The 21,604-nt window shown below is 62.6% G+C and carries 17 protein-coding genes and 1 pseudogene; 6 read left to right on the top strand and 12 right to left on the bottom strand.

Going from position 1 to position 21,604, the window contains the following annotated elements; translation table 11 throughout:
• Positions 1-27: 27 nt before the first annotated feature.
• The 5 genes from BN2475_RS16850 to BN2475_RS16830 form a co-directional block, all read right to left on the bottom strand.
• Positions 28-894 (bottom strand): sterol desaturase family protein, encoded by an 867-nt coding sequence (locus BN2475_RS16850; protein ID WP_094780642.1) that lies wholly within the window; start codon positions 892-894, stop codon positions 28-30.
• A 1,137-nt stretch (positions 895-2,031) separates the two neighbouring features.
• Positions 2,032-2,259, bottom strand: coding sequence for a hypothetical protein (locus BN2475_RS16840; RefSeq protein ID WP_094780641.1), 228 nt, complete (start codon positions 2,257-2,259; stop codon positions 2,032-2,034).
• A gap of 141 nt (positions 2,260-2,400) precedes the next feature.
• Positions 2,401-2,547, bottom strand: coding sequence for a hypothetical protein (locus BN2475_RS34655; protein ID WP_162844483.1), 147 nt, complete (start codon positions 2,545-2,547; stop codon positions 2,401-2,403).
• Between the two features lie 52 nt (positions 2,548-2,599).
• Complete coding sequence (locus BN2475_RS16835; RefSeq protein WP_094780640.1) at positions 2,600-2,890, bottom strand: hypothetical protein; 291 nt, start codon at positions 2,888-2,890, stop codon at positions 2,600-2,602.
• A gap of 272 nt (positions 2,891-3,162) precedes the next feature.
• Positions 3,163-3,495, bottom strand: coding sequence for a DUF2322 family protein (locus BN2475_RS16830; RefSeq protein WP_094780639.1), 333 nt, complete (start codon positions 3,493-3,495; stop codon positions 3,163-3,165).
• Between the two features lie 418 nt (positions 3,496-3,913).
• On the opposite strand from BN2475_RS16830, the gene BN2475_RS16825 reads away from it, so the two are divergent.
• Positions 3,914-4,870, top strand: a complete 957-nt coding sequence (locus BN2475_RS16825) for a DUF7164 domain-containing protein (RefSeq protein WP_245841352.1) — start codon at positions 3,914-3,916, stop codon at positions 4,868-4,870.
• 126 nt (positions 4,871-4,996) lie between these two features.
• On the opposite strand, the gene BN2475_RS16820 is transcribed toward BN2475_RS16825, so the two are convergent.
• The 5 genes from BN2475_RS16820 to BN2475_RS16800 form a co-directional block, all read right to left on the bottom strand.
• Positions 4,997-5,848, bottom strand: coding sequence for a carbohydrate ABC transporter permease (locus tag BN2475_RS16820; protein WP_094780638.1), 852 nt, complete (start codon positions 5,846-5,848; stop codon positions 4,997-4,999).
• A gap of 10 nt (positions 5,849-5,858) precedes the next feature.
• Complete coding sequence (locus BN2475_RS16815) at positions 5,859-6,836, bottom strand: carbohydrate ABC transporter permease (protein ID WP_094780664.1); 978 nt, start codon at positions 6,834-6,836, stop codon at positions 5,859-5,861.
• A 52-nt stretch (positions 6,837-6,888) separates the two neighbouring features.
• The gene (locus tag BN2475_RS16810) at positions 6,889-8,142 is read right to left on the bottom strand and encodes an ABC transporter substrate-binding protein (protein WP_094780637.1); all 1,254 of its coding nucleotides are present in this window, start codon (positions 8,140-8,142) and stop codon (positions 6,889-6,891) included.
• A gap of 73 nt (positions 8,143-8,215) precedes the next feature.
• Positions 8,216-10,201 (bottom strand): beta-galactosidase, encoded by a 1,986-nt coding sequence (locus tag BN2475_RS16805; protein ID WP_094780636.1) that lies wholly within the window; start codon positions 10,199-10,201, stop codon positions 8,216-8,218.
• 11 nt (positions 10,202-10,212) lie between these two features.
• A complete protein-coding gene (locus BN2475_RS16800; protein ID WP_094780635.1) occupies positions 10,213-11,367 on the bottom strand; it encodes an ABC transporter ATP-binding protein in 1,155 nt (384 codons plus the stop codon).
• A gap of 192 nt (positions 11,368-11,559) precedes the next feature.
• Here BN2475_RS16800 and BN2475_RS16795 point away from each other — a divergent pair, with 192 nt between their 5' ends.
• The 5 genes from BN2475_RS16795 (at position 11,560) to BN2475_RS16775 (ending at position 17,288) form a co-directional block, all read left to right on the top strand.
• On the top strand, positions 11,560-12,591 hold the full coding sequence (locus BN2475_RS16795) for a LacI family DNA-binding transcriptional regulator (RefSeq protein ID WP_094780634.1): 1,032 nt from the start codon (positions 11,560-11,562) through the stop codon (positions 12,589-12,591).
• A 527-nt stretch (positions 12,592-13,118) separates the two neighbouring features.
• A complete protein-coding gene (locus BN2475_RS16790; protein WP_094780663.1) occupies positions 13,119-14,123 on the top strand; it encodes a sugar ABC transporter substrate-binding protein in 1,005 nt (334 codons plus the stop codon).
• A gap of 90 nt (positions 14,124-14,213) precedes the next feature.
• On the top strand, positions 14,214-15,203 hold the full coding sequence (locus BN2475_RS16785) for an ABC transporter permease (RefSeq protein ID WP_094780633.1): 990 nt from the start codon (positions 14,214-14,216) through the stop codon (positions 15,201-15,203).
• Positions 15,204-15,223: 20 nt separating this feature from the next.
• A complete protein-coding gene (locus BN2475_RS16780) occupies positions 15,224-16,021 on the top strand; it encodes an ATP-binding cassette domain-containing protein (RefSeq protein WP_094780632.1) in 798 nt (265 codons plus the stop codon).
• Between the two features lie 31 nt (positions 16,022-16,052).
• On the top strand, positions 16,053-17,288 hold the full coding sequence (locus BN2475_RS16775; RefSeq protein ID WP_094780631.1) for an ROK family transcriptional regulator: 1,236 nt from the start codon (positions 16,053-16,055) through the stop codon (positions 17,286-17,288).
• 140 nt (positions 17,289-17,428) lie between these two features.
• Here the strand turns inward: BN2475_RS16775 and BN2475_RS16770 are convergent, their stop codons facing one another.
• Positions 17,429-20,506 carry a transglycosylase domain-containing protein gene (locus BN2475_RS16770; RefSeq protein ID WP_094780630.1) on the bottom strand — a complete coding sequence of 1,026 codons (3,078 nt, stop codon included), beginning with the start codon at positions 20,504-20,506 and terminating at the stop codon, positions 17,429-17,431.
• Positions 20,507-20,709: 203 nt separating this feature from the next.
• Positions 20,710-21,534: pseudogene (locus BN2475_RS16765) on the bottom strand (LysR substrate-binding domain-containing protein); the annotation flags it as partial.
• Positions 21,535-21,604: the final 70 nt, after the last annotated feature.

Genomic DNA, 21,604 nt, shown 5'->3' with positions numbered 1-21,604 from the left:
CGGTCCGCGCACGGATTTCGCGGATTTTTATTTGCTCTCTTTGTTCAGCACCGCCACCGGCTCGCGACCGAGTAGCGCAGCGCGTGCACCGTGCAGGCGCAATGGCCAGCTCAACGCGCCCATCAACGAGTGCGGCTGCGTGCCGTCGTCCAGACCCGTGGCCGGCCATTCGTGCCTGGCGGGCACCCACAGCGTGCCGAACAAATGATCCCACAACGGCAGCAGTTGCGTGAAGTTGTGATCGAGGTGCTCGGGTCGGATCGAGTGATGCAAGCGGTGGTATTGCGGATTGTTAATCCACGTGACGTAACGGCCGAGGTCGACGCGCAGATTCAGATGTGCGAAGTAATTGCCGGCCATGAACACGAATGAGGTCGCGCCGACGATCCACGGCTCGACCTTGAACAGCACGCCCACCAGCGGATAGAGCAGACAGCCCTTGATCAGGACCTCCAGCCAGTGATGCCGCAGCGCCACGGTGGCGTTGAAATCGATCGCGCTATGGTGCAACGAATGCAGCTTCCACAGCACCGGCCAGCTGTGCTGCAAGCGGTGAAACGCGTACTCGAGCAGATCGATGGTCAGCAACACGATCACGAACGACGCGAGCGCGCCCCACCCGCGCGACACGAGGACGACCATGCCGCCGCCAAACGCATTCACAATCGCGACGCTGACGGCCGCCGTCAGCGGTTTCACCGACTCCACGAGCGCCAAGTACAAACCCGCATAGGCCATGTTCAAACGCTGCGCCGAACGCGACTGCAACAGCGTGGCCGGCCAGCGACGCTCGAGCACCGCACCCGCGGCCGTCAGCGCCAGCACGAGCGCGTAGGCTTGCAGCCACAGGCTTGCGTGATGCAGCAGGCCGGCAACGGGGCTTGATGCGACCATGTGATTCCCCTGTGAGTGCAGTATGTCGAGGGTTGGCGGATGCTGCCGCCTTCGCTGCTGCGTCCGGCCAGAAGTCGTCGGAAGATAGCGGACGTCGGCGCTGACAGACACTGTTATGCGATCTTCGCAGCCTGCAGGTCGGTGCGCAAGCGTCGTTTGACGCGCGGTTTGTGCTGTCGGCAGAGCATCCGACGCCGTCCCCTTGGACGGAAAAAGTGGCGGGGTCCCCACTGCACGTTGTCACGATCGCGAGATATTTTTCGTATCGACCACTCGCGTCGTCGTTTTATCGACATCCGTATTGTGTTGATCCCGCCGCACCGCGTGGAACGCGTCATGTGCCCCGAACGCGACCCACGAAGACTTTTGCTTCTGGCGGGATTGGTGCACCGCGTGCACTGATACGCCAGCTGCAATGTGTTTGGTTTTGTGATTCGTCTAACGCAACAGCTATGCCATCAGGCTTCGAGGCCTTGCCAGACAGTGGCGTGCGATTCCGTGTGACGGACGGCGCGCACTTCGCGGCGCGCGATGAATCAGAATTGAAACGTGGCCGCGCGTCGGCGCGGTACTTTCGCGTAAGCCGGGGTATGGCATGCCGTGCCGATGGAAAACCCGTAGACGCATTGGCCAGCAAGGGTTTGCGAACGCTTCGGTCAGTTGTACCCCTGTCTGACCGAATGAGGTAGCGCTTACCCGCCGCCGTCCAGCGTGTTGCAAAGTTGAGACGGCGCTGCGCTTCGCGCCGGTGCGGCGTAACGCGACGCGCCTCAAACGACTTTCGCGTCGGACACGACCCAACCGTTCTCATCCTCGGCGCTGCGGCGACGCCGTGCGCGGTCGCATCGCCGGGCGTGCCCGGTGGCGCGGCAAGATCGACACCGTCATGACTTTGCCAGCGACGCAGCACCGGATCGAGCCGCCGCAGCGAGAAGCCCAATGACGCTCGCGTGAAGCTCAACGGATAGCGTTCGAACGAGGGCTCGGTGCTCGCGCGGTCTGGATGGAATAGATCGCAAAAAAGACATTGAACCAGTACGCGTGGAACGCGACTCGGTCAATCACTTCGGATACCTGAACTTTTCCGCCGCTTGCTGACGACGCACAGCGTATGGCATCTCGTGCCACCACCCTTCGTCAGGACAGCGACGCAAGCATATTCGACAACCGCCGCATATGGGCCTTGAAGGCGTCGCTCGCTTCGCGATCGGTTGTCGGATTCAGATGCGAAGTTTCAGCGAGTTCAACCTGCTCGTGAAAGTCGTTGGCAATCGTGCGTTTGATGTCCGCCGGTAACGACCGCACAATCGAAACGAGCAACGCCTCTTCGGCGTGCATCATGCCAAGAATCGAATGAGTGTCCATGCGAGAACCTCCGGTGAAGGTGTCGTCGGTGCGGCCCAGCATGAGCGCTGGTGCGCTTCATCTTACCCCTGTCGGCCTCGCGCCGCGGGGCTGCATGAATCGCGTAACGCCCGCAAGGTGGTCACGCGTACCCGCTCGCCGTTACTCCGCGATCGAATAGCGTGACGGGCGGCTTTGCGGCGATTTCGCCGGACGACGCTCGACGCGCGGGCTGGCGCCACGAATAAACAGCATCGAGCAAAGGGCGATCATGGCCCAGATGCAGAGAACTACCGTCAAAGTGCTCATTTCAGTGTCAGAAAATCGAGTCTGCGTTGATACCGTCGGACCGCGCGGCCGCTCAATGCATCGTGGTCTGGCCGGTACCGCCGAACAGCATCTCGTCGATCAGGCGTGTGGTCCAGGTCAGTTGCTTTTCGAGCGACGCACGCAAAACTTGCGCACCCGCGGTATCGCTGCGTGCAACAGCCGCGTGCGTTTGCGTCGCGAGTTGCAGCACGCTCTCCGCTGCGCGTTGCAGTTCGTACATTGCCGCAGCGTCCGGGCTCGAGGACGGGCCACCCCGTTCAGGCGTGGATAGCGCCGGCAAGCCGGTTTCGAAAGGATGATTCTTGTCGGGGTGGGAAGACATCGCGGGCTCCTTGTGCAACTGGCACGATGTCAGTGTGCGCCGGGCGCGCACTTTTCAATCCGCCGAACAGAGGCCGATTGTGAAGGCAATCCAGCTCTTCACGACGACACGTTTTTCTTCCGACGAATCGAACGCGCGGAACGTCGCGGGGCAGTGCCCGAGCGCGACAAATCGTGAATCCGCTTGCGTCAGTTCGCGGATTCACGGCGCAGTTGTTGATTGGTCGCTTCGGCGTAAAACGATGCGCACCGTGTCGCGCATCGAAAACGGTCTCAATCCGCAGCGACGATGTCGAGACGCAGCACCTCATCGCCCGCCGCGATCGCGAGCAGATGGTCGACGTTCGGATGCGCACCTGGACGGGTACGCGCGTCGGCCGTATGTTCGGCGAACAGCGCGAGACCGTATTCGGCCGCCTTGGCGTCCAGCGTGCCGAATACCTGGCGCAGATAGTTGTAGACCGCGAGCGAGCCCTGCTTGCCCGGCTTGTTCTCGATGCTGGCGACCACGGCGCCCTTGCCGTCGATCAGATCGATGCGCGCGATACCGTCAATGCCTGGCATCTGGGCAAGGTTTTCCTTGAATACATTGCTCGGTTGAATCATTGCAGACACTCCTTCGGTTCTGGAAATTGCATGGCGGGCCGTATCTTAGCCGATAGGCAATCGGGACGCGGCGCCGGTTCGACGAAACGGCCTGCCCACGCCACGTGTTGGACAGAAGTCACGCAGCCCGCGTGGTCAATACCCTGGAAGACTGTGCAAATCTGATTGCGCAGACACTGTTGAGCCCGTGATCCGATTTCGACGCCGCTCTGTGGCCACGGTTGGCGCACCGCAAATACAGGCACACATTTCCAATTCAATTTGGCATTTCCCCGGCTGCAATGCATTTATTGCCGAAAGCGCGGCGCCGTCGCGTCTCGCTCAAGAACATTTGTCAAGAATTGAAAAACACGCCGCGAGAGTTCGCCTGGCTTTGCCATTTTCTCCTATTCTCGGTACATGACTCCTTTCGCACAGCATGCAACCAATCGAAGGAAACACTTTGTCTTCAAGTCCATTTAATGCAGAGCCACCCCCGGATCTGGGTGTTCTGGTATATATCGACAACAGGAAAGAAACGATAGAGGAGTTTTACTGGCTCTACAAAAGCATGCTATTTAGCGATCTATTCACGCGCGCTAAAATTATTGCAGCATGTCATCCTGACGCATTGAATCAAGTACCGGTTGATGAAAATATAACATTGATTTCAAGTGTGCCATACATCGATCGAAACACTGAGTGGGAAGGATACCCCTATATCAATAGCGTTGGAAACCTGTGCGAGCAACGCGTCTTTGACGAATGCAAAAAATATCGATATATATTGAAAACGGATTGCGACACATTTACCACTCCAGCATTACTTGATTTCTCTCCATCCGGGCTGTGCTTTGGTTTTGGCGCTTATGCCTACGAGGAGGAAGTTCGCAATAAATTGTCGGAATGCAGTCTTCACTGGGGATTTCCTCATTCAGGCTTGCATAATGTTGGTGCTTCTGTGCTGGGCCCGTCAAATCAGGTATGTGATTTTCTCAGTGCACAAATGGATTACTGCCATAAACTCTTGAGGGAGGAATTTTCCAACTACGAAGGCAAGTGGCCGGGTTGGTGCAAAAATGTTTTGACAATGTACGCCGGCGAACTGGCCCTTCGTTGCACCTATCCGCAGCAATGTTCTCTTGGATTTCTCGATCACTTTCCCGTTTCAACAAGAAAACTCGGTAGCGATGTATTGCACATTCACGCATGGCATACGAACGAATATTGGTCAAAATTCGACTTCCGGGCAGGAAAATATTCCCACATCAATCCGGACCAAATAGATAGAACTACTTTGGGCGGCTATTGCCATTGGCTCGCTCAGGCCGACATAAACAATGTAGCGGGTGAAAAACCGGCTCGACAATTAATGAGCACAAGCGCGCGACAATAGCAGTGCTTACTCGCACCGCGAAAAAATTTGAGCGCCCAAAAAAAGCCCGCTTTCGCGGGCAACCCTTCTCTACGCAGCAAGCAGCAAGAAAACGACACACAGCAAGCAACCAGAACGCCGACCACGTCAGCCTTTCGTCGCCCCAAACGTCAAACCGGCCACGAAATGCTTCTGCATCGCAAAGAACATCACGACCGATGGCAGCGCGGCCAGAATCGATCCCGCCGAAACAAGATTCCACGCCGTCGTCCATTGCCCTTTCAACGCGGCGACGCCGACCGTGATCGGCGCGGCATCATCGCCTTGCGTCAGACACAGCGCCCAGAAGTAATCGTTCCAGACAAACGTAAACACGAGAATTGCCAATGCGGCGAGCGCGGGACGAATCAGCGGCAAGACGATCCTGAAGAACACCGTCCATTCATTCGCCCCTTCGATCCGCGCCGCTTCAACCAGTTCGAACGGCAACTGCTTGATGAAGTTGCGCAGAAACAGCGCGCAGAAGCCGGTCTGAAATGACACATGGAACAGAATCAGCGCGCTCACCGTATTGAACAGACCGAGTTGCAGCGACAGGTCGCGCACCGGAATCATCAACACCTGGATCGGCACGAAATTGCCGGCGACGAACGTCGCAAATAACGTCGAATTGCCGCGAAACCGGTAGATTGCCAACGCGAAGCCAGCCATCGCCGCGAGCGCAATCGAGCCGACCACGGCGGGCACCGTAATCAGCACGCTGTTCCAGAAGTAATGCAGCATCGGCGACGTCGTCAACGCCTCGCGATAGTTATCGAACATCGCGAAGTGCTTCGGCCATCCCCAGTAATTGCCTTCGCTCAGTTCTTCCGTCGAGCGCACCGACGTGACGAGCACCGCGATCATCGGCAACAGCCAGATCAGCAGCGCGATGGGCAAAGTCAGTTTGTACGCGCGGCGTGTGGCCGGCTTCCATTTGTCGATCGGAATCGGAAACATGATCGGTCCTTTATTGCTCGGCGCGCAGCATCCGCCGCAGGTGATAAACGATGTACACCAGCATGATGCCGAACAGCACGACCGCCACCGCCGCCGAATAGCCGATGCGATAGTATTTAATCGCCTGGTCGTACATGAAAAACGCGAGCACGGTCGAACTTTCGAACGGCCCGCCGCCCGTCATCACGGAGATCAGATCGAAACTGCGCAACGCGCCGATGATGGTGACGACGAACGCCATGAAGGTGGCTGGCCGAAGTTGCGGCAGGATCACGTGCCATAGCATCGACCAGCCGTGCGCGCCTTCCATCCGCGCGGCCTCGATCTGTTCGGCGTTCAGCGAAGTCAAACCGGTCAGATAAAGAATCATGCAATAGGCGGTTTGCGGCCAGAGCGCCGCGAACACGATCCCGAACGTCGCATAGCGTGGGTCGCCGAGCACCGGCACGCCATGGCCGAGCATCATCGCGAGCAGGCCGAAGGTCGGGTCGTAGAACCACGAGAAGATCAACCCGACCACCACACCCGACAACACGAACGGCGCGAAGAACAGCGACTTGACGATACGAATGCCGGCCACCGCCTGATTCAGATACAACGCGACCGCGAGACCCATTGGCGGAGCGAGCAGGAACAGCAGCAGCCAGATCAGATTGTTTCTGAGCGCCGTATAGAACGTCGGCGCATGGAACAACTCCACGTAGTTCGCAAGGCCGATGAACGACGGCTCGGTCATGCCGTCCCAGTTGAAAAAGCTCAGGCGTATGGTCGACAGGATCGGCCATACCACGTAGATGGCCACCATCACGCAGGCCGGCGCGAGGAACAGGAACGCGGCACGCCGCTGGCGGCGCGCGGTCGGCGTTGGACGGCGCCGGCGCGACGCGGCCAGCGGCCCGCCGCGCACCGCGCCGCCGGGTGCGGGCAAGCCAGCGCCGGCAGGTTCAACAGGACCGCCGACAGTGTGACGGCTCACGGAATGCGACACGATCGTTCTCCCGATCAGATGCAACGGCAGGCGGCCTCACGGCCGCCACCGCTCACTTCTTGTAGATGCGCTGACGGGTCTGCTCCAGTTGCGCGAGGATGTCGTCGAGTTTCGACGGGTCGGAGACGAACTGCTGCATCCCCTTCATCCCTTCGTCGGCCATTTCCTTGGTCATATCGCGGTCATAGAACTGCGCGATGCCACCCTTCGTGTTCGACAGGATCTGGAAGCCAATCTTCGAGATCGGCTCTTCCGGCTCGGGCGACTTGCTGTTCGCCGACAACGAGCCCAGGCCGCTCGCCAGCTGCGCGCCGATTGCGGGGGTCTCGACGAACGCGAGGAACGCTTGCGCATCCGCCTTGTTCTTTGCCTTCGACGGAATATGCAGCGATTCGACCGGGCCATCTTCGGCGGTCGGTACCTTCGGATCGATCACCGGGAACTGGAAATAGCCCATTTGCGGCTTCACGTTCTGCGGAAAACCCGCCGCGATGAACGTGCCCATCAGCATCATCCCCGCCTTGCCCTGGAACAGGAACGGCTGTACCGCGTCCAGATCGTAGGAGAGCGAATTGTCGATGAAATAGCCGGCGTCGAGCAATTGCTTCCACGTCGTGTAGACCTTCTTCACGCGCGGATCGGTGTACGCAATCTCGCCCGCCATCAGCTTCTGGTGAAATGCATTGCCGTTCAGACGCAGGTCGAGATAGTCGAACCAGCCGGCGAGCGTCCATGCATCGCGGCCCGCAACGGCAATCGGCGTGATGCCAGCCGCCTTCAGCTTCCTGGCGGCATCGAGAAACTCGTCCCACGTTTTCGGCTCACCGTGAATGCCAGCCTTCTCGAACAGATCCTTGCGATAGAACATGCCCCACGAGTAATACACGGTCGGCGCGGCGTACTGCTTGCCCTTGTACGAAGACGCCTCTTTGGTCGACGCATACATGTCGTTCCAGTCGTTCTTCGCCCAGTTGCCGCTCAGATCATCGAACAGGCCGCGCTGCGCGTAGTACGCCATCCGTTCGCCGTCATGCCAGTTGACGACATCGGGCGCGACGGTCGAGAGCCAGCCCGGCAACTGCACCTTGTACGCTTCTTCGTCGATGAACGACACCTTCACGTCGACACCGGGATGCGTTTTCTTGAACTCGTCAATCACCGACTGCCAGACCGCGCGCTGACTTGCGCCCTTGTATGCGATATTGATCGCGAGCGTGCCCGCCTGTGCCGTGCTGACGACCGAGGTTCCCGCAGCCGCCGCGGCCAGCGCGAGTGCCAACAGAATCTTGCGTGGTTTCAGTTTCATGCTGCCTGTCTCCTTTATTGCCTGAGTTTGCGTCGTTGTAATTACTGCATGGAATGCTTGAAAGCCAGCTCGATCATCGCGACCGGTAGACGGCCACGCCCTGAGGTTCTACCACATGCGAGCCGATCACGAATGCGTGATCGGCCACGTCGGTCAGCGTGTGCGCGCTGTCGCCGTAGTTGAACACGTAGGTCAGCGCGCCACGTCGGCTGACGCGCACGCCGTCGCCGAGCGCCATGGTCTCGAGGCCAGCCTCCTGCGCGATGCGCGCGAACAGGCGCACCGTCAGCGCGTCGTCGAACAGGCTCGCGAAATAGTGAAGCGCGCCGTGTCGTACATACGCGGGATGGCCATCCGCGAAACGGGCTCGCACGTCGAGCGCGGCGGCCGCGTCGCTGTCGATGAAATCGCGCCAGTGACGCGCGACGCCGTCATCGATGCTCGCAGCCGGGCTGTCCGCAAGACGCACGCCCTCCGTCACGTTCGGCCGCATCGATTCGACGCGCCAGACGCGCGCCGGCAGCACCGAGGCCAGCGCGCCAGGCGGCAGATTCGTCGGGATGCGCAAGTCGCGGGTCTTCGAACCGGTGCGCGGACCAAGCACGACCTGCGCGCCCGAGCGGGCGAGGCGCACGGCGAAATCGTCCGGCACGACCGGCAGCGGCGGCACGACGATCAGACTGTAGCCATCGAGCGATGCATCGACCGGCACGACATCGACATCGAGTCCGAGCGCGCGCAGCGCCGAGTAATACTCGAACGCAAAACGCGGATAGTGGAAATCGGCTCCTTGCGGATGAATCTCGAACAGCCACTTCGCCTCGTAGTCATAGACGAGCGCGACCTTCGAGCGGATCGTCGCGTTGGCGTCGGCATTCGCCGCGAGCACCTTGCCGATCTCGTGCGCGACCTGACCTGCTTCGTTGCCGCCGACGTCGAGGCGGTTGTCGGGCGTGTTCAGTCCGGCATGCATCTGCTCCTGCGCGAACGGCGCCTGGCGCCAGCGGAAGTACGACACGCAGCCCGCACCGTGCGCGAACGCCTCCCAGCTCCACAGCCGCACCATGCCCGGCAGCGGCGCCGGATTCCACAGCGCCCAGTTCACCGGACCCGGTTGCTGCTCCATCACCCAGAACGGCAGCTTCGACATGCCGCGGTAGACGTCGTGATTGAACGACGCGAAGTCGGGATGGCCGCTGCGCAACCAGCGCGCCTTCACGTCCGGCGCAAACCATTGCTCTTCGAGCGCGCCGAGCGGATAGCTGTCCCAGCTCGCGACGTCGAGATCGGCGGCGACCTTGTAGTGATCGAACTCGGTGAAAAGCTGCATGAAGTTGTGCGCGACCGGCCGCCCTGGCGAATGCGCGCGAATGATCTCGACCTGCATGCGGTTGTAGCGCGCCACTTCGTCGGACGCGAAGCGCCGGTAGTCGAGGCGATGCGATGGATGCGCTTCGGTCACGGTCGCCACCGGCGCGTCGATCTCGTCGAAGCTGCGGTACTCCATGCTCCAGAACACCGTGCCCCACGCGTGGTTCAACGCGTCGATCGTGCGATAGCGCGCCTTCAGCCATTCGCGAAAGCGCGCGACCGCTGCCGGCGAATAGCTGAGCACCGTGTGATGGCAGCCGAACTCGTTATCGGTCTGCCAGTACGCGACCGCCGGATGCCTGCCGTAACGCTCGGCGATCGCCGTGCAGATGCGTTGCGACGCTTCGAAATACGACGGCGACGAGAAGTCGTAATGACGGCGCGAGCCGAACGCACGCGGCCGGCCGTCCGCACCGATCGGCAGGATGTCCGGATGACGGTCGATCAGCCACTTGGGCGGGGTCGCGGTCGGCGTGCACATGACGACCTGCAGCCCCGCGGCGGCCAGTACATCGATCGCGCGATCGAGCCAGCCCCAGTTGTATTCGCCAGGCGTCGGTTCGATGCGGCTCCACGCGAACTCGGCGATCCGCACCTGTTCGATGCCGAGCGCTTTCATGCGGCGAGCGTCGTCTTCCCACATCGACTCGGGCCAGTGTTCCGGGTAATAACAGACTCCAAGGCGCATCCCAATGTCCTTTATGCGTAGTGTTCGACGGGTTCGAGCAAAGCGGCGGCAAAGCCGTCTTCGGTAAACAAATGACAAGCGAGCCGGGGCACGCGCAGGCTCGCGCGATCCCCCGGCGCGAGTCGCGTATTGCCTGGCGCTTTGGCGATCAGCACGGCACCGCCAGGCTGATCGAGGTGCACATAGCTGTGTTCGCCGAGCTGTTCGACGAGCGACACCGTGCGCACCAGCACGTCGTCTGCGGGCGTGGCCGATGCCGTGTCGACGAACTCCAGGTGTTCAGGACGCACACCGAGCGTGACGGGTTGCGCGGCTTGCAGACCCGCGCCGCTCACCGGCACACGGACGCTTTCCGCCGTGTGATCGAGCGTGACGAGCACGCCTTGCGGATCGATCGACGCGATCCGCCCCGGCAGGAAATTCATCCGCGGCGAGCCGATGAACCCGGCGACGAAGCGGCTCTTCGGACGGTGATACAACTCGAGCGGCGCGCCGATCTGCGCAATGCTGCCGTAGCGCTCGGTGTCCTTGCCCGCGTGCAGCAACACGATCTTGTCGGCGAGCGTCATCGCTTCGATCTGGTCATGGGTCACGTAGACCACGCTGGCCTTGGCGAACTGCTTGTGCAGCCGAGCGATCTCGACGCGGGTCTGGCCACGCAACGTGGCGTCGAGATTGGACAGCGGTTCGTCGAACAGAAACACGCCGGGCTCGCGCACAATGGCCCGGCCGATCGCGACGCGCTGCCGCTGACCGCCCGACAAAGCCTTTGGCCGACGCTCCAGCAGCGCCTCCAGTTGCAGGATGCGCGCGGCTTCCCGCACCTTGCGGTCGATTTCATCTTTGGGGGTTTTGGCGAGCTTCAGGCCGAACGCCATGTTCTCGAACACGCTCATGTGCGGAAACAGCGCATAGCTCTGGAACACCATCGCCACGCCGCGCTGCGCAGCGGGCACGTCGTTGACGAGCCGCCCGCCGATCGACAGGTCGCCATCGGTGACGTCCTCGAGGCCGGCGATCATCCGCAGCAAGGTGGATTTGCCGCAGCCGGACGGACCGAGAAACACGCAGAACTCGTTCTCCACGATCTCCAGATCGACGTCGCGGATCACCAGTGCGCCGTCGCCATAGGCCTTCTGCACGCCTCTTAACGAAATGCTCGCCATTGCATCGACTCCGTGATTTAATCAGCTCGAAGTCGGAGATTAAGCGCTTAATCAGCAGGGCCGAAAAAAATCGATCCTTGGGATCGTTTGGGCCTCGCTGGTCTCCGATGTCGTTTCTCTGTGCGACAGATGGTGCCGCGCCTTGCGCTGCGATGCAAATGTCGAACAGCCGTCCCAAATATTGAAAAGACTATGCCCACACTCAGCGAAGTCGCGCGTCATGCCGGCGTCACCCCTGCGACGGTATCCAACGTGCTGCGCAATCGCGGCCGGGTCGGCACGCAGACTCGCCAGCGGGTGCTCGACGCCGTCGACGCGCTCGGCTATCGCCCGCACCTCGCGGCCCGCGCGCTCGCCGAGGGCCGCGCGCCGACGCTCGCGCTGATGGTGTCGAGCATCGCCAATCCGTTCTATCCGGAGTTCGCGCTCGCGGTCGAACGTGCGGCGCGTGCAAGCGGCCACTTCGTGATCATCTGCAATACTAACGAAAATCCGTTGGACGGCCGCGCGTATCTCGAACAGATCGCCGGGACGCTCTCCGAGGGCGTGCTCGTGACGAACGCGAACCTCGATTTCGCCGACCTTCACAAGACCGAAGCGCGCGGCACGCCAGTGGTGCTGTGCATGTGGGAGCGGCCAAACGAGCCGCCCGGACTGCCGTGCGTCGCGGTCGATTTCCGGCGTGCCGGCGAGCTGGCTGGCGCGCATTTGCTGGAGCTCGGCCATCGGCGCATCGGCGCGATTGTCGGCAGCAAGGCCTCGGGCATTCACGCGGCGCGCTACGAAGGTTTCGTCGATGCGCTGCGCGCGGCCGGCGCACCAAGGAACCGGGTCAGACATGCCGCCGATACGATCCACGGCGGCTACCTCGCGACACGCGCGCTGCTCGAGGCCGACCCGAAGCTCACGGCGATCTTCGCGACCAACGATCTGCCGGCGCTCGGCGCGATGCACGCCGCCGCCGATCTCGGTCTGCAGGTGCCGGCCGATCTGTCGGTAATCGGCATCACCGACATTCAGCTCGCACGCGAATCGCGGCCCGCGTTGACGACGGTGGCCGTGCCGACCGTGGAAGTGGCGGGACTTGCGGTGTCGTTGTTGCGCGAGCTGATCGAGTCGTCGTATGGGCAGGCGGGTCGCGGCACGGCAAGCGTGCCGATGCGGATTTCGTCCGCGCCCGAACTCGTCGTGCGGGCTTCGACCGGCACGCCGCGTTCGCGTTGAGAGGGCCGTTCGGCCGCACGGACCGCAGACGTTAGGCGGCGAATCCTTCCATCGGCTCGGCCGCCTTCCGTGCAATTTGCCATCGTCCATGCCGCGCCCTTCAGGAGGCGCTGAATAGCACGTCGATGCACTCGCCGATGTCCGCCTTTGCGTTCGTCTTTGGCGTTAAGACCGCCTCGACAAGGCTTCAGATAGCTTTCAACCAAACCAGGGACTTTCCCCAAGTCCCGCCCCTCGATCCTGCACCGCACCAACCCGCTGAAGCCGTGTCACGCAAGGCTCAGCGCCTTTGCGCGAGCAGCGGCGTATCAACGTCCATTTACAACGCTGCCTTGACGAGTGTCGACGCGCCTGCTGTACTAAATCAACCAAAGTGATTTAGGTGACCAGCGTCGACGAGCCGCGTTTCACACCGCGATCATCTCGCCTGACCTTGTACCTCGAACCAGTTGGCCGGCACGCTGCATGCGCGCCCGTCATCGCCAGACAGTCAACAACGTCGTCGCAAACAACCGGAGGAGCGTCTCATGAATCTGAATTCCCGCAGGGGTCCTGCCAGCAGGAGGATCATCTCGATGTGCGTCGCGGCGTCGGCCGTCTGGTGCGCAAGCGCGAGCCAGGCCGCCGATCAGCCTGTCGTCGGCCTCATCACCAAGACCGACACCAACCCGTTCTTCGTCAAGATGAAACAGGGCGCCGACGCGGCCGCGTCGAAAGACGGAGCGAAGCTGCTCACCGCCGCCGGCAAGTTCGACGGCGACAACGCGAGCCAGGTCACCGCGATCGAAAACATGATGACGGCCGGCGCGAAAGCGATCCTGATCACGCCGAGCGACACCAAGGCGATCGTGCCGAGCATCAGGAAAGCGCGCGCCGCCGGCGTGATGGTAGTCGCGCTCGACACTCCGACCGATCCGCAGGACGCCACCGACGCCCTCTTCGCCACCGACAACTTCAAGGCCGGCGTGCTGATCGGCAAATACGCGAAGGCCGCGCTGAACGGCAAGCCGGCGAAGATCGCCACGCTCGATCTCGCGCCCGGCGTCTCGGTCGGCGTGCTGCGTCACAACGGCTTTCTCGAAGGCTTCGGCGTGAAGGAAGGCGATCCGTCGGTGGTCTGCAGCCAGGACACGCGCGGCGATCAGGCGAAGGGCCAGACGGCGATGGAAAACTGCCTGCAGAAAGCGCCGGACATCAACGTGGTCTACACGATCAACGAACCGGCCGCAGCGGGCGCGTACCGCGCGCTCAAAGCGGCGGGCAAGGACAAGAACGTGATGATCGTGTCGATCGACGGCGGTTGCGAAGGCGTGCGCAACGTGAAGGCCGGCGCGATCGCCGCGACCTCGCAGCAGTATCCGCTGAAGATGGCCGCGCTCGGCGTGACCGCGGGTGTCGACTATGCGAAGACCGGCAAGAAGGTCTCCGGCTATCAGGACACCGGCGTAACGCTGATCACCGACAAACCGATGGCCGGAGTCGACAGCAAGGACACGAAGTTCGGCATCGACAACTGCTGGGGTAACAAGTAATACGCACTGCACGGCGGCCCGCTGCCACGGGCCGTCATCGGATTTGCCGCGTGGCCTGCCCGCCACGCTCATGTATCGAGGTCATCCATCATGTCGACTCCTTCCGCGCCCGCCCACCGCTCGCGCTCTTCCTTTGCCGACCATTTGCCGTCACTCTCCGAGGCCGGACCGCTGATCGCACTGGCACTGGCCTGCGGCTTCTTCATCTCGCAAAGCAACCGCTTCCTGTCGTTCCAGAACCTCTCGCTGATCCTGCAGCAGACCATGGTGGTCGCGGTCATCGCGATCGGTCAGACGCTGATCGTGCTGACGGGCGGCATCGATCTGTCGTGCGGCATGGTGATGGCGTTCGGCTCGATCATCATGACCAAATTCGCGGTCGTGCTCGGCGTGCCGCCGATCCTCGCGATTCTGTGCGGGATTGCCGCAAGCACGCTGTTCGGCGCGCTCAACGGCGTGTTGATCACGCGCATCAAACTGCCTTCGTTCATCGTCACCTTGGGTACCTTGAATATCGCGTTCGCGCTCACGCAGATCTATTCGAACGCCGAGAGCGTGTCGAACCTGCCGGATGCGATCATGTTCTTCGGCAACACGTTCAAGCTCGGGCCGGCCGAGGTCACCTACGGCACGGTCCTGACGCTGCTGATGTATCTGGCCACCTGGTTCGTGCTGCGCGACACGGTGCCCGGCCGCCATCTGTACGCGCTCGGCAACAACGCCGAGGCCGCGCGGCTGATGGGCTTGTCGTCGCAGAAGATCCTGCTCACCGTGTATTCGCTGGCCGGCGCGATCTACGGCATCGCGGCGCTGCTGTCGGTGTCGCGCACCGGCGTCGGCGATCCGCAGGCGGGTCAAACGGAGAATCTCGACAGTATTACGGCGGTCGTGCTCGGCGGCACGAGCCTGTTCGGCGGACGCGGCTCGATCGTCGGTACGCTGCTCGGGGCGTTGATCGTGGGTGTATTCCGCAACGGCTTGACGTTGATCGGCGTTTCTTCGGTCTACCAGGTATTGATCACCGGCATGCTGGTGATTCTCGCGGTCGCCGCGGACAAACTCTCCCATCGTCGCGGTTGAGCACTCACAGGAGCCCTGTCATGTCGACACCCCTTTCCGCTTCCACCGCGCTGCCGGTTCTGCAGGCACGTGGACTGATCAAACGCTATGGCCACGTGACCGCGCTCGACGGTTGCGATTTCGAAGTGATGCCCGGAGAAATTCTCGCCGTGATCGGCGACAACGGCGCGGGCAAATCGTCGTTGATCAAAGCGCTGTCCGGCGCGACGGTGCCGGATGAAGGCGAGATTCTGCTCGACGGCAAGCCGGTCAAGTTTCGCAGTCCGCTGGATGCGCGCTCGCAAGGCATCGAAACCGTCTACCAGGAACTCGCGGTCGCGCCGGCGATGAGCATCGCCGAAAACCTGTTCCTCGCACGCGAGTTGCTCAAGCCCGGCTGGCGCGGCTCGCTCTTCAAGATGATCGACAAGCGCCGCATGCTCGAAGAAGCGACCACGCACATGAAGGATCTGCAGATCGGCATCCGCTCGATGCGCCAGGCGGTCGAAACGCTGTCGGGCGGCCAGCGCCAGGGCGTCGCGGTGGCGCGTAGCGCAGCCTTTGCGCGGCACGTGGTGATTCTCGACGAGCCCACCGCCGCGCTCGGCGTGAAGGAAGGCAACATGGTGCTCGAACTGATCCGGCGCGTGCGCGATCGCGGCCTGCCGGTGATCCTGATCAGCCACAACATGCCGCACGTGTTCGAGGTCGCCGACCGCATCCATATCCAGCGCCTCGGCCGGCGCGCCGCGCTGGTCAAAACCAAAGACGTGCACATGTCGGAGGCGGTGGCGATCATGACCGGCGCGAAGGAAGCAGACGTCAAGGCGATTGCATGACGCGGGTCTCCTGCTGAGCGGGTGCACGACGATGGACACTCCCGGTACCCGCTCCCCACTCAAACGCACGGTCGGCTCGAATCAGGTCGGCATGCGGCAGTTCAACGAGCGCATCGTGCTGCAGACGATCCGCCTGCACGGGCCGCTGCCGAAAGCCGACGTGGGCCGCTTGACACGACTGTCGATGCAGACGGTGTCGATGATCGTCGAGCGTCTGATCGACGACGGCCTGCTTGAAAAGCAGGCACGCGTGCGCGGCCGCATCGGCCAGCCGTCGGTGCCGATCGCGTTGCGCGCGGACGGCGCGTACACCATCGGCATCAAGGTGGGACGCCGCAGCCTCGATGTGCTGGCGATGGACTTCGCCGGCCGCGTGGTATGCCGCGATGTGTTCGAGTACGCGTATCCCGATCCGCGCACGCTGTTCCCCGCGCTCGAAAGCAAGCTGGCGCGCGTGAACCAGACGCTCGGTGCCAAAGCGGGCAAGGTGGTCGGCGTGGGCGTCGCGGCGCCGCTCTGGCTCGGCGGCTGGCGCGACTTTCTCGGCGCGCCGCCCGACGCGCTGGATGCATGGAACGAGATCGACTTGCGCACCCGCATCGCCGCGATGACGGGTCTGCCCGTCGAGTTCGCCAAGGACACCACCGCCGCGTGCGCGGCCGAACTCGTGATGGGCCAGGGCCGCGGCATTCACAATTTTCTGTACCTGTTCGTCGGCACGTTTATCGGCGGCGGCCTCGTGATCGACGGCCGGTTGCATGGCGGACCGCACGACAACGCGGGCGCGGTCGGTTCGATTCCACTGCGCGACGGCGCCGCGCGCAAGCCCGCGCGGCAATTGCTGCACGCGGCGTCGGGCTTCGTGCTCGAAAAGCTGTTCAGCGACGTGGGTGCGCCGCCCGCCGCCGCGCACGATCATCGCGCGCTATCGCCGGAGTTGTGGCGGCATACAGAACAATGGCTCGATAGCGCGTGCCCCGCGATCGCCAACGCGCTGACCAACGCGGCCGCGTTGCTCGACCTCGAAGCGATCGTGATCGACGGCGAGTTCGACCGGCAGCTGGTGCGCGAAATCATTCGGCGTACTGAGCGTGTGCTCGATCGCTTTGAATGGGAAGGGATGGTGCGCCCGCAATTGCTGGAAGGCGCGATCGGCGCCGATGCGCGTGCGATGGGTGGCGCGATCCTGCCGCTGTACGCGCATTTCGCGCCGGTGCATGAGCTATTCCTGAAACCGGCCGCGTCAGACACGGACTACCCGGAGTGAACCGTGTGACTCGCCGCGAGCGCGTGCGATGAACTTCAGATGTGCAGTTCTCCGCGCTCTGCGATCTGCTGCGCGCTTGCCGAGCAGTCGCTCACCGTTGCAAGCATCGTTGCGAGGCTAAACGGTGAACGACCCGCTCTCTACCCGGCCACCTTCTTCACAGAAGCCGTCTTCGCCGGCGGAGTGTCCAGCAGCGGCTGCAACGCGGGTGCCAGCGTCTTCAGCAACTGCACCGACAGCGCGCTCGTGAAGTTGTAGTGCGCCGCATAAGGTTCATGCACCCACGCGGTCAGCGTGCCGTAGAAGCGGTCGCCCATCGCGAACACGAAGGTGGCGCTGCGGTTCACCTTGCGCGATTCGATCAGCCGCGCGCCCTTGGCGAACACGTTGAAGCGCTGGTCGCCGGTGCCCGTCTTGCCATACACCGTGAGCGTCTGGCCATCGGGGAACGAGATGCCTTGCGCGAGCCGCCTCGCGGTGCCGCCCGTCACGACATCGCGCAACAGCGATTTCACCACGCCGGTGATTTCCGGCGACAACTGCTGTTGCGGCGCCACCGCCGCACGCTGGAAGTGCGTCTCGTACGGCGTGTCTTTCGCGAAGTCGAGTTGGCTGAGGCTTTCGGTCGGCACCTTGTTGCCGCCGTTGGCAATCACGCCGATCAGCTGCGCGAGCGCCGCGGGCCGGTCACCCGATGCGCCGATCGCCGCCGCGTACGACGGCGTGAGCGTAGCGAACGGATAGCCGAGCGCCTGCCACGATTTGCCGATCGCATCGAATGCGCGCAGCTCGACCATCCGTTTGATGCGGCGATCCTGGGTCCCGTGGTAGCGCGTCTTGAAGAGCCACGAGTAAGTGGTCAGCCGCACGTCGCGGCTCGCGTCCTGAATCTGGGCGAGCGTCGCATCGGGATGCGTGCGCAGATAGTTGAGGGCCCACAATTCGAGCGGGTGCACGCTCGCGATGTAGCCGCGGTCGTTCAGGTTGAAGCGGTCGATCGCGTATTTGGCGTACAGGTTCGCGAGGTCTTCGTCGTCGAGCATCGACGCGGCCGGGGTGTTCTTCAACGCCGCGCGCATCTTCGCGTTGAACCACGCATTCGACTCGTCCGGCGCGACGCTGCGCAACACGGTCGCCACTTTCGGCGGCGATTTACGCACGCCGAGCAGCAGCAACGCCAACGCCTGCTCGGGTGTCTTGCCGTGATACTTCGTGTAGAAGCGGTTCATGTACACGCGGCTTTCCTGATCGGCGAAACGCGTCAGATACATCTTGCGGGTCGCCGGATCGCCCAGCCATTGCGACGACGGGCCGGTGGTCTGCACCATCTCGTAGTGCACGATGTCGCGCATCAGCCGCACGAACACCAGATTCACCGAGTGCTGGAACGCGCGGTGCACGGTCAGGATGCGGCTGTTGTCGTCAGCCTCGAAATTGTTGAAGGTTTGCGCGCCGCCACCCGTGTAGAACGTTTCGCCAGGACTGGCCGAGTATTTGCGTTCCACCGCCGCGTCGAGCATCGCCTGCAGCGAGCGGTCCGGCGTATGCGTGAGGTACTTGAGCGCCCAGCGTGTCAACTGGTCGTTCGGATCGGGCTTGATGGCGTTCAGCTCCGCGTTGCTCAGTGGTGCATAACGCGCATGCAGGTCGGAGACGATCTGCAGATAGGTGACCAGGGTACGCAGTTTTGCGGTCGATCCGAGATTCAGGCGCGCGCCGGAGTTGATATCGAACGGCTGGTTGACGCTGTCGGTCTGCACGCGCACGAGGTTCGCGCCATCGCGTCGTTCGTACAACGTAAAGCTATAGGCGATCCGCGATGGATCGTCCGACGGACGCAGCATCTCGTAGCCGACGAGCCCGGCGGCTTTCGCGCCATCGCGTGTCGCGGCGGCGGCGAGCCGGTCGCTCACGGCCTGCTGCACGGCGTTGTTGAGCGTGCCCGTTGCCTGCAGGTCGAGGCGGTCGAGTTCGTAGTAGCTCGACACGCCAAGCGCCGTCAGCAGATGCGAGCGCATCGACGTCACCGCCTTGCGCGACACGAACGAGTCCGCGGTCTGCGTCCTGACGGGCGCGTGATGCAGTTCGACATGCGCGGCCAGCGCGGCATCGCGCAGCGGGATCGACACGACACCGCCATTTGCCAATAGCCGCAGATAGCTGTCGGTCAGCCGTTCGAGTTCGGGATAGCCGCGCCGCAGGAAATACGACGGCGCGCGTTGCGCGATCATCAGCGAGAGCACCTCACGGAACGCCACGCCCTGCTCGGCCAGGTTCTGTTCGGTCGACGGCGCTTTCAGCACGCGATTGACGTCGCTGAAATCGTGTCCGTACCACGCGGCAACCCCGTCGCCGATACCGTTGATTTCGCCGATCCCCGGCTGCGCGGCGAGCGGCACCGAATTCAGGTAGTGAACCACGATCTGCTGCCGCGCAGGCAACGTCTGCGGGCCGTCGAGATACGCCCGCACCGAGGCGGACGCGATTTGCCGCAATTTTTCCGGCGGCGTCGCCGTACGACCGCCGGTGGAATGGCGGAATTTCTCGATCTGCGTGGCGAGCGTGCTGCCGCCCGGCGTCGATTGATGCTGGTTGAACAGGCGCATGCCCTGGTCGGCCAACGCGCGGCTGAAGCGTCCCCAGTCGATCGCCGGATTGCGGTTCGGCTGGTTCGGATCGAGCAGATAGCGGTCTTCGATAAACAGCAGCGAATTCACGACCAGCGGCGGAATCGCGTCGAAACTGCTGTACACGCGGCCCGGAAACCGGGCGGCGAAGAGCGGCGCGCCGGTGCCGTCGAATAGTTGTAGACCGGCCGCATCTTTTTCCGGATAGGGCAGAAAAAGGCCATCGTCGGCGAGCGACAACATCCGCTCGGAATCGCGCGCCTGCGAGCGGATTTCAAAGCCGCGTTGCAGCAGGCGCTGCTGGAACGAAGGCAACAACGCGTAGCCGAGGCGGCTGTCGTAAGGACCTTTGTCAGCCTGCGGAAAACGGATTGAATGACTGACACCGTCGGCGACGGAAAAGCCCACGTCGCGGGTCAGTTCGGAGAGATAGCGCGCTTGCAGCCGCGACGTTTCGATCTCGATCTGGACAAACCGCGCGGCAAATGCCAGCGCAGCCAGAAGCACCGCCACGAGCCCCCATTTGAACCACTTACGAACAGGAGTTGTGACGGTCGCGCGAAGCGGATACCGAAGCAGTGGCCGGTTCATGGCTGCTCTCCCCCGAGCGGTCGCGAGGCTCTTTACCTAGCTTACTTCAAATCAGTGTAGGCGGAACGTGAAGGCCCCATCGATCAGATTTACCCGACGTGTCGCAGCTACAACACCCTTGCTGCCACAAGTGGCAAAACGGTAGCAAAACGCGAACCCACCGTGACACTTTAGTGTCTTTCATGTACCGGCAAATCGCGGTGTCAGTCGGTCTTGTCAGCCGGTTTTGCGGTTTTGCGATTTTGCGCCGCGCGGCCCTGCACTTGCTGTACCAGCTCTGCGCCCAGCAACTCGATGAACTGCTCAGCCGGCGGCGACAGCACGCCCCCTTTGCGCGTCACGACGCCGAAGGTCTGCGACGGCGACTTCAACCGGACAGGCACGGCGCGCAACATCTTGTGCCGGACGAACAGGCCGGCAATCGCGCTCGGCAACAGCGAAATCAGTTCGGGGCTGCTTTGCAGCAAGGCGACCGTCACGAACGTGGAGGCCGTCGAAATCGGGTTGTCCGGCATCTCGAGACCGGCCAGATCCATCTCGCGTTCGAGTAGCGCGTGCAAAGGCATGTGCGACGGATACATCACCCAGCGATGACCGGCCAGATCGCGCAGCTTCACTTCCCGCTTCGGCAACGACGGATGGCCGTAGCCCACCACCACCGACAGCGGCTCGTCGCCAAGCGGACGATAGTGGTACTTCGACGGATCGGCCGCAACCGCCGCGCGGCCGATCACGAGATCGAGCCGTCCATCGTCGAGCTGCGGCAGCATGCGGGCACTGGTGTCTTCCACCACTTCGATCGACAGATTCGGCTGGCCGGCCTGCAACCGGTTCAGCGCCGGCACGACGCACTCCGGAATCGCGCCCATGATCGCGCCGACCGCGAGCCGGCCGCCGCGCCCCGAGCGTATCTCGGCGACGTCCTGGCACAATGCGGTCAGATCGGTCGCCACGAGGCGCGCGTAGCGGATCACGCAGTGGCCGAGCTGGTTCGGGATCATGCCGCTCTTCGAGCGCTCGAAGAGCGGCATGATCCCGAACCAGCTCGGCCACTGCGTGATCCGCTACGCGCGCCTCGTGGCGAACGATCTGACCGCC

The sequence above is a fragment of the Paraburkholderia ribeironis genome (assembly GCF_900019265.1).
Lineage (GTDB): Bacteria > Pseudomonadota > Gammaproteobacteria > Burkholderiales > Burkholderiaceae > Paraburkholderia > Paraburkholderia ribeironis.
Note: the sequence above shows the minus strand (reverse complement) of the source record. Positions and strands in the feature narration are given on the sequence as shown.

Bases quoted from the DNA above. Each gene is read 5' to 3' on its own strand.
- BN2475_RS16850 (WP_094780642.1), bottom strand. From the start codon at position 894: ATGGTCGCATCAAGCCCCGTTGCCGGCCTGCTGCATCACGCAAGCCTG.
- BN2475_RS16840 (WP_094780641.1), bottom strand. From the start codon at position 2,259: ATGGACACTCATTCGATTCTTGGCATGATGCACGCCGAAGAGGCGTTG.
- BN2475_RS34655 (WP_162844483.1), bottom strand. From the start codon at position 2,547: ATGAGCACTTTGACGGTAGTTCTCTGCATCTGGGCCATGATCGCCCTT.
- BN2475_RS16835 (WP_094780640.1), bottom strand. From the start codon at position 2,890: ATGTCTTCCCACCCCGACAAGAATCATCCTTTCGAAACCGGCTTGCCG.
- BN2475_RS16830 (WP_094780639.1), bottom strand. From the start codon at position 3,495: ATGATTCAACCGAGCAATGTATTCAAGGAAAACCTTGCCCAGATGCCA.
- BN2475_RS16825 (WP_245841352.1), top strand. From the start codon at position 3,914: ATGCAACCAATCGAAGGAAACACTTTGTCTTCAAGTCCATTTAATGCA.
- BN2475_RS16820 (WP_094780638.1), bottom strand. From the start codon at position 5,848: ATGTTTCCGATTCCGATCGACAAATGGAAGCCGGCCACACGCCGCGCG.
- BN2475_RS16810 (WP_094780637.1), bottom strand. From the start codon at position 8,142: ATGAAACTGAAACCACGCAAGATTCTGTTGGCACTCGCGCTGGCCGCG.
- BN2475_RS16805 (WP_094780636.1), bottom strand. From the start codon at position 10,201: ATGCGCCTTGGAGTCTGTTATTACCCGGAACACTGGCCCGAGTCGATG.
- BN2475_RS16800 (WP_094780635.1), bottom strand. From the start codon at position 11,367: ATGGCGAGCATTTCGTTAAGAGGCGTGCAGAAGGCCTATGGCGACGGC.
- BN2475_RS16795 (WP_094780634.1), top strand. From the start codon at position 11,560: ATGCCCACACTCAGCGAAGTCGCGCGTCATGCCGGCGTCACCCCTGCG.
- BN2475_RS16790 (WP_094780663.1), top strand. From the start codon at position 13,119: ATGAATCTGAATTCCCGCAGGGGTCCTGCCAGCAGGAGGATCATCTCG.
- BN2475_RS16785 (WP_094780633.1), top strand. From the start codon at position 14,214: ATGTCGACTCCTTCCGCGCCCGCCCACCGCTCGCGCTCTTCCTTTGCC.
- BN2475_RS16780 (WP_094780632.1), top strand. From the start codon at position 15,224: ATGTCGACACCCCTTTCCGCTTCCACCGCGCTGCCGGTTCTGCAGGCA.
- BN2475_RS16775 (WP_094780631.1), top strand. From the start codon at position 16,053: ATGGACACTCCCGGTACCCGCTCCCCACTCAAACGCACGGTCGGCTCG.
- BN2475_RS16770 (WP_094780630.1), bottom strand. From the start codon at position 20,506: ATGAACCGGCCACTGCTTCGGTATCCGCTTCGCGCGACCGTCACAACT.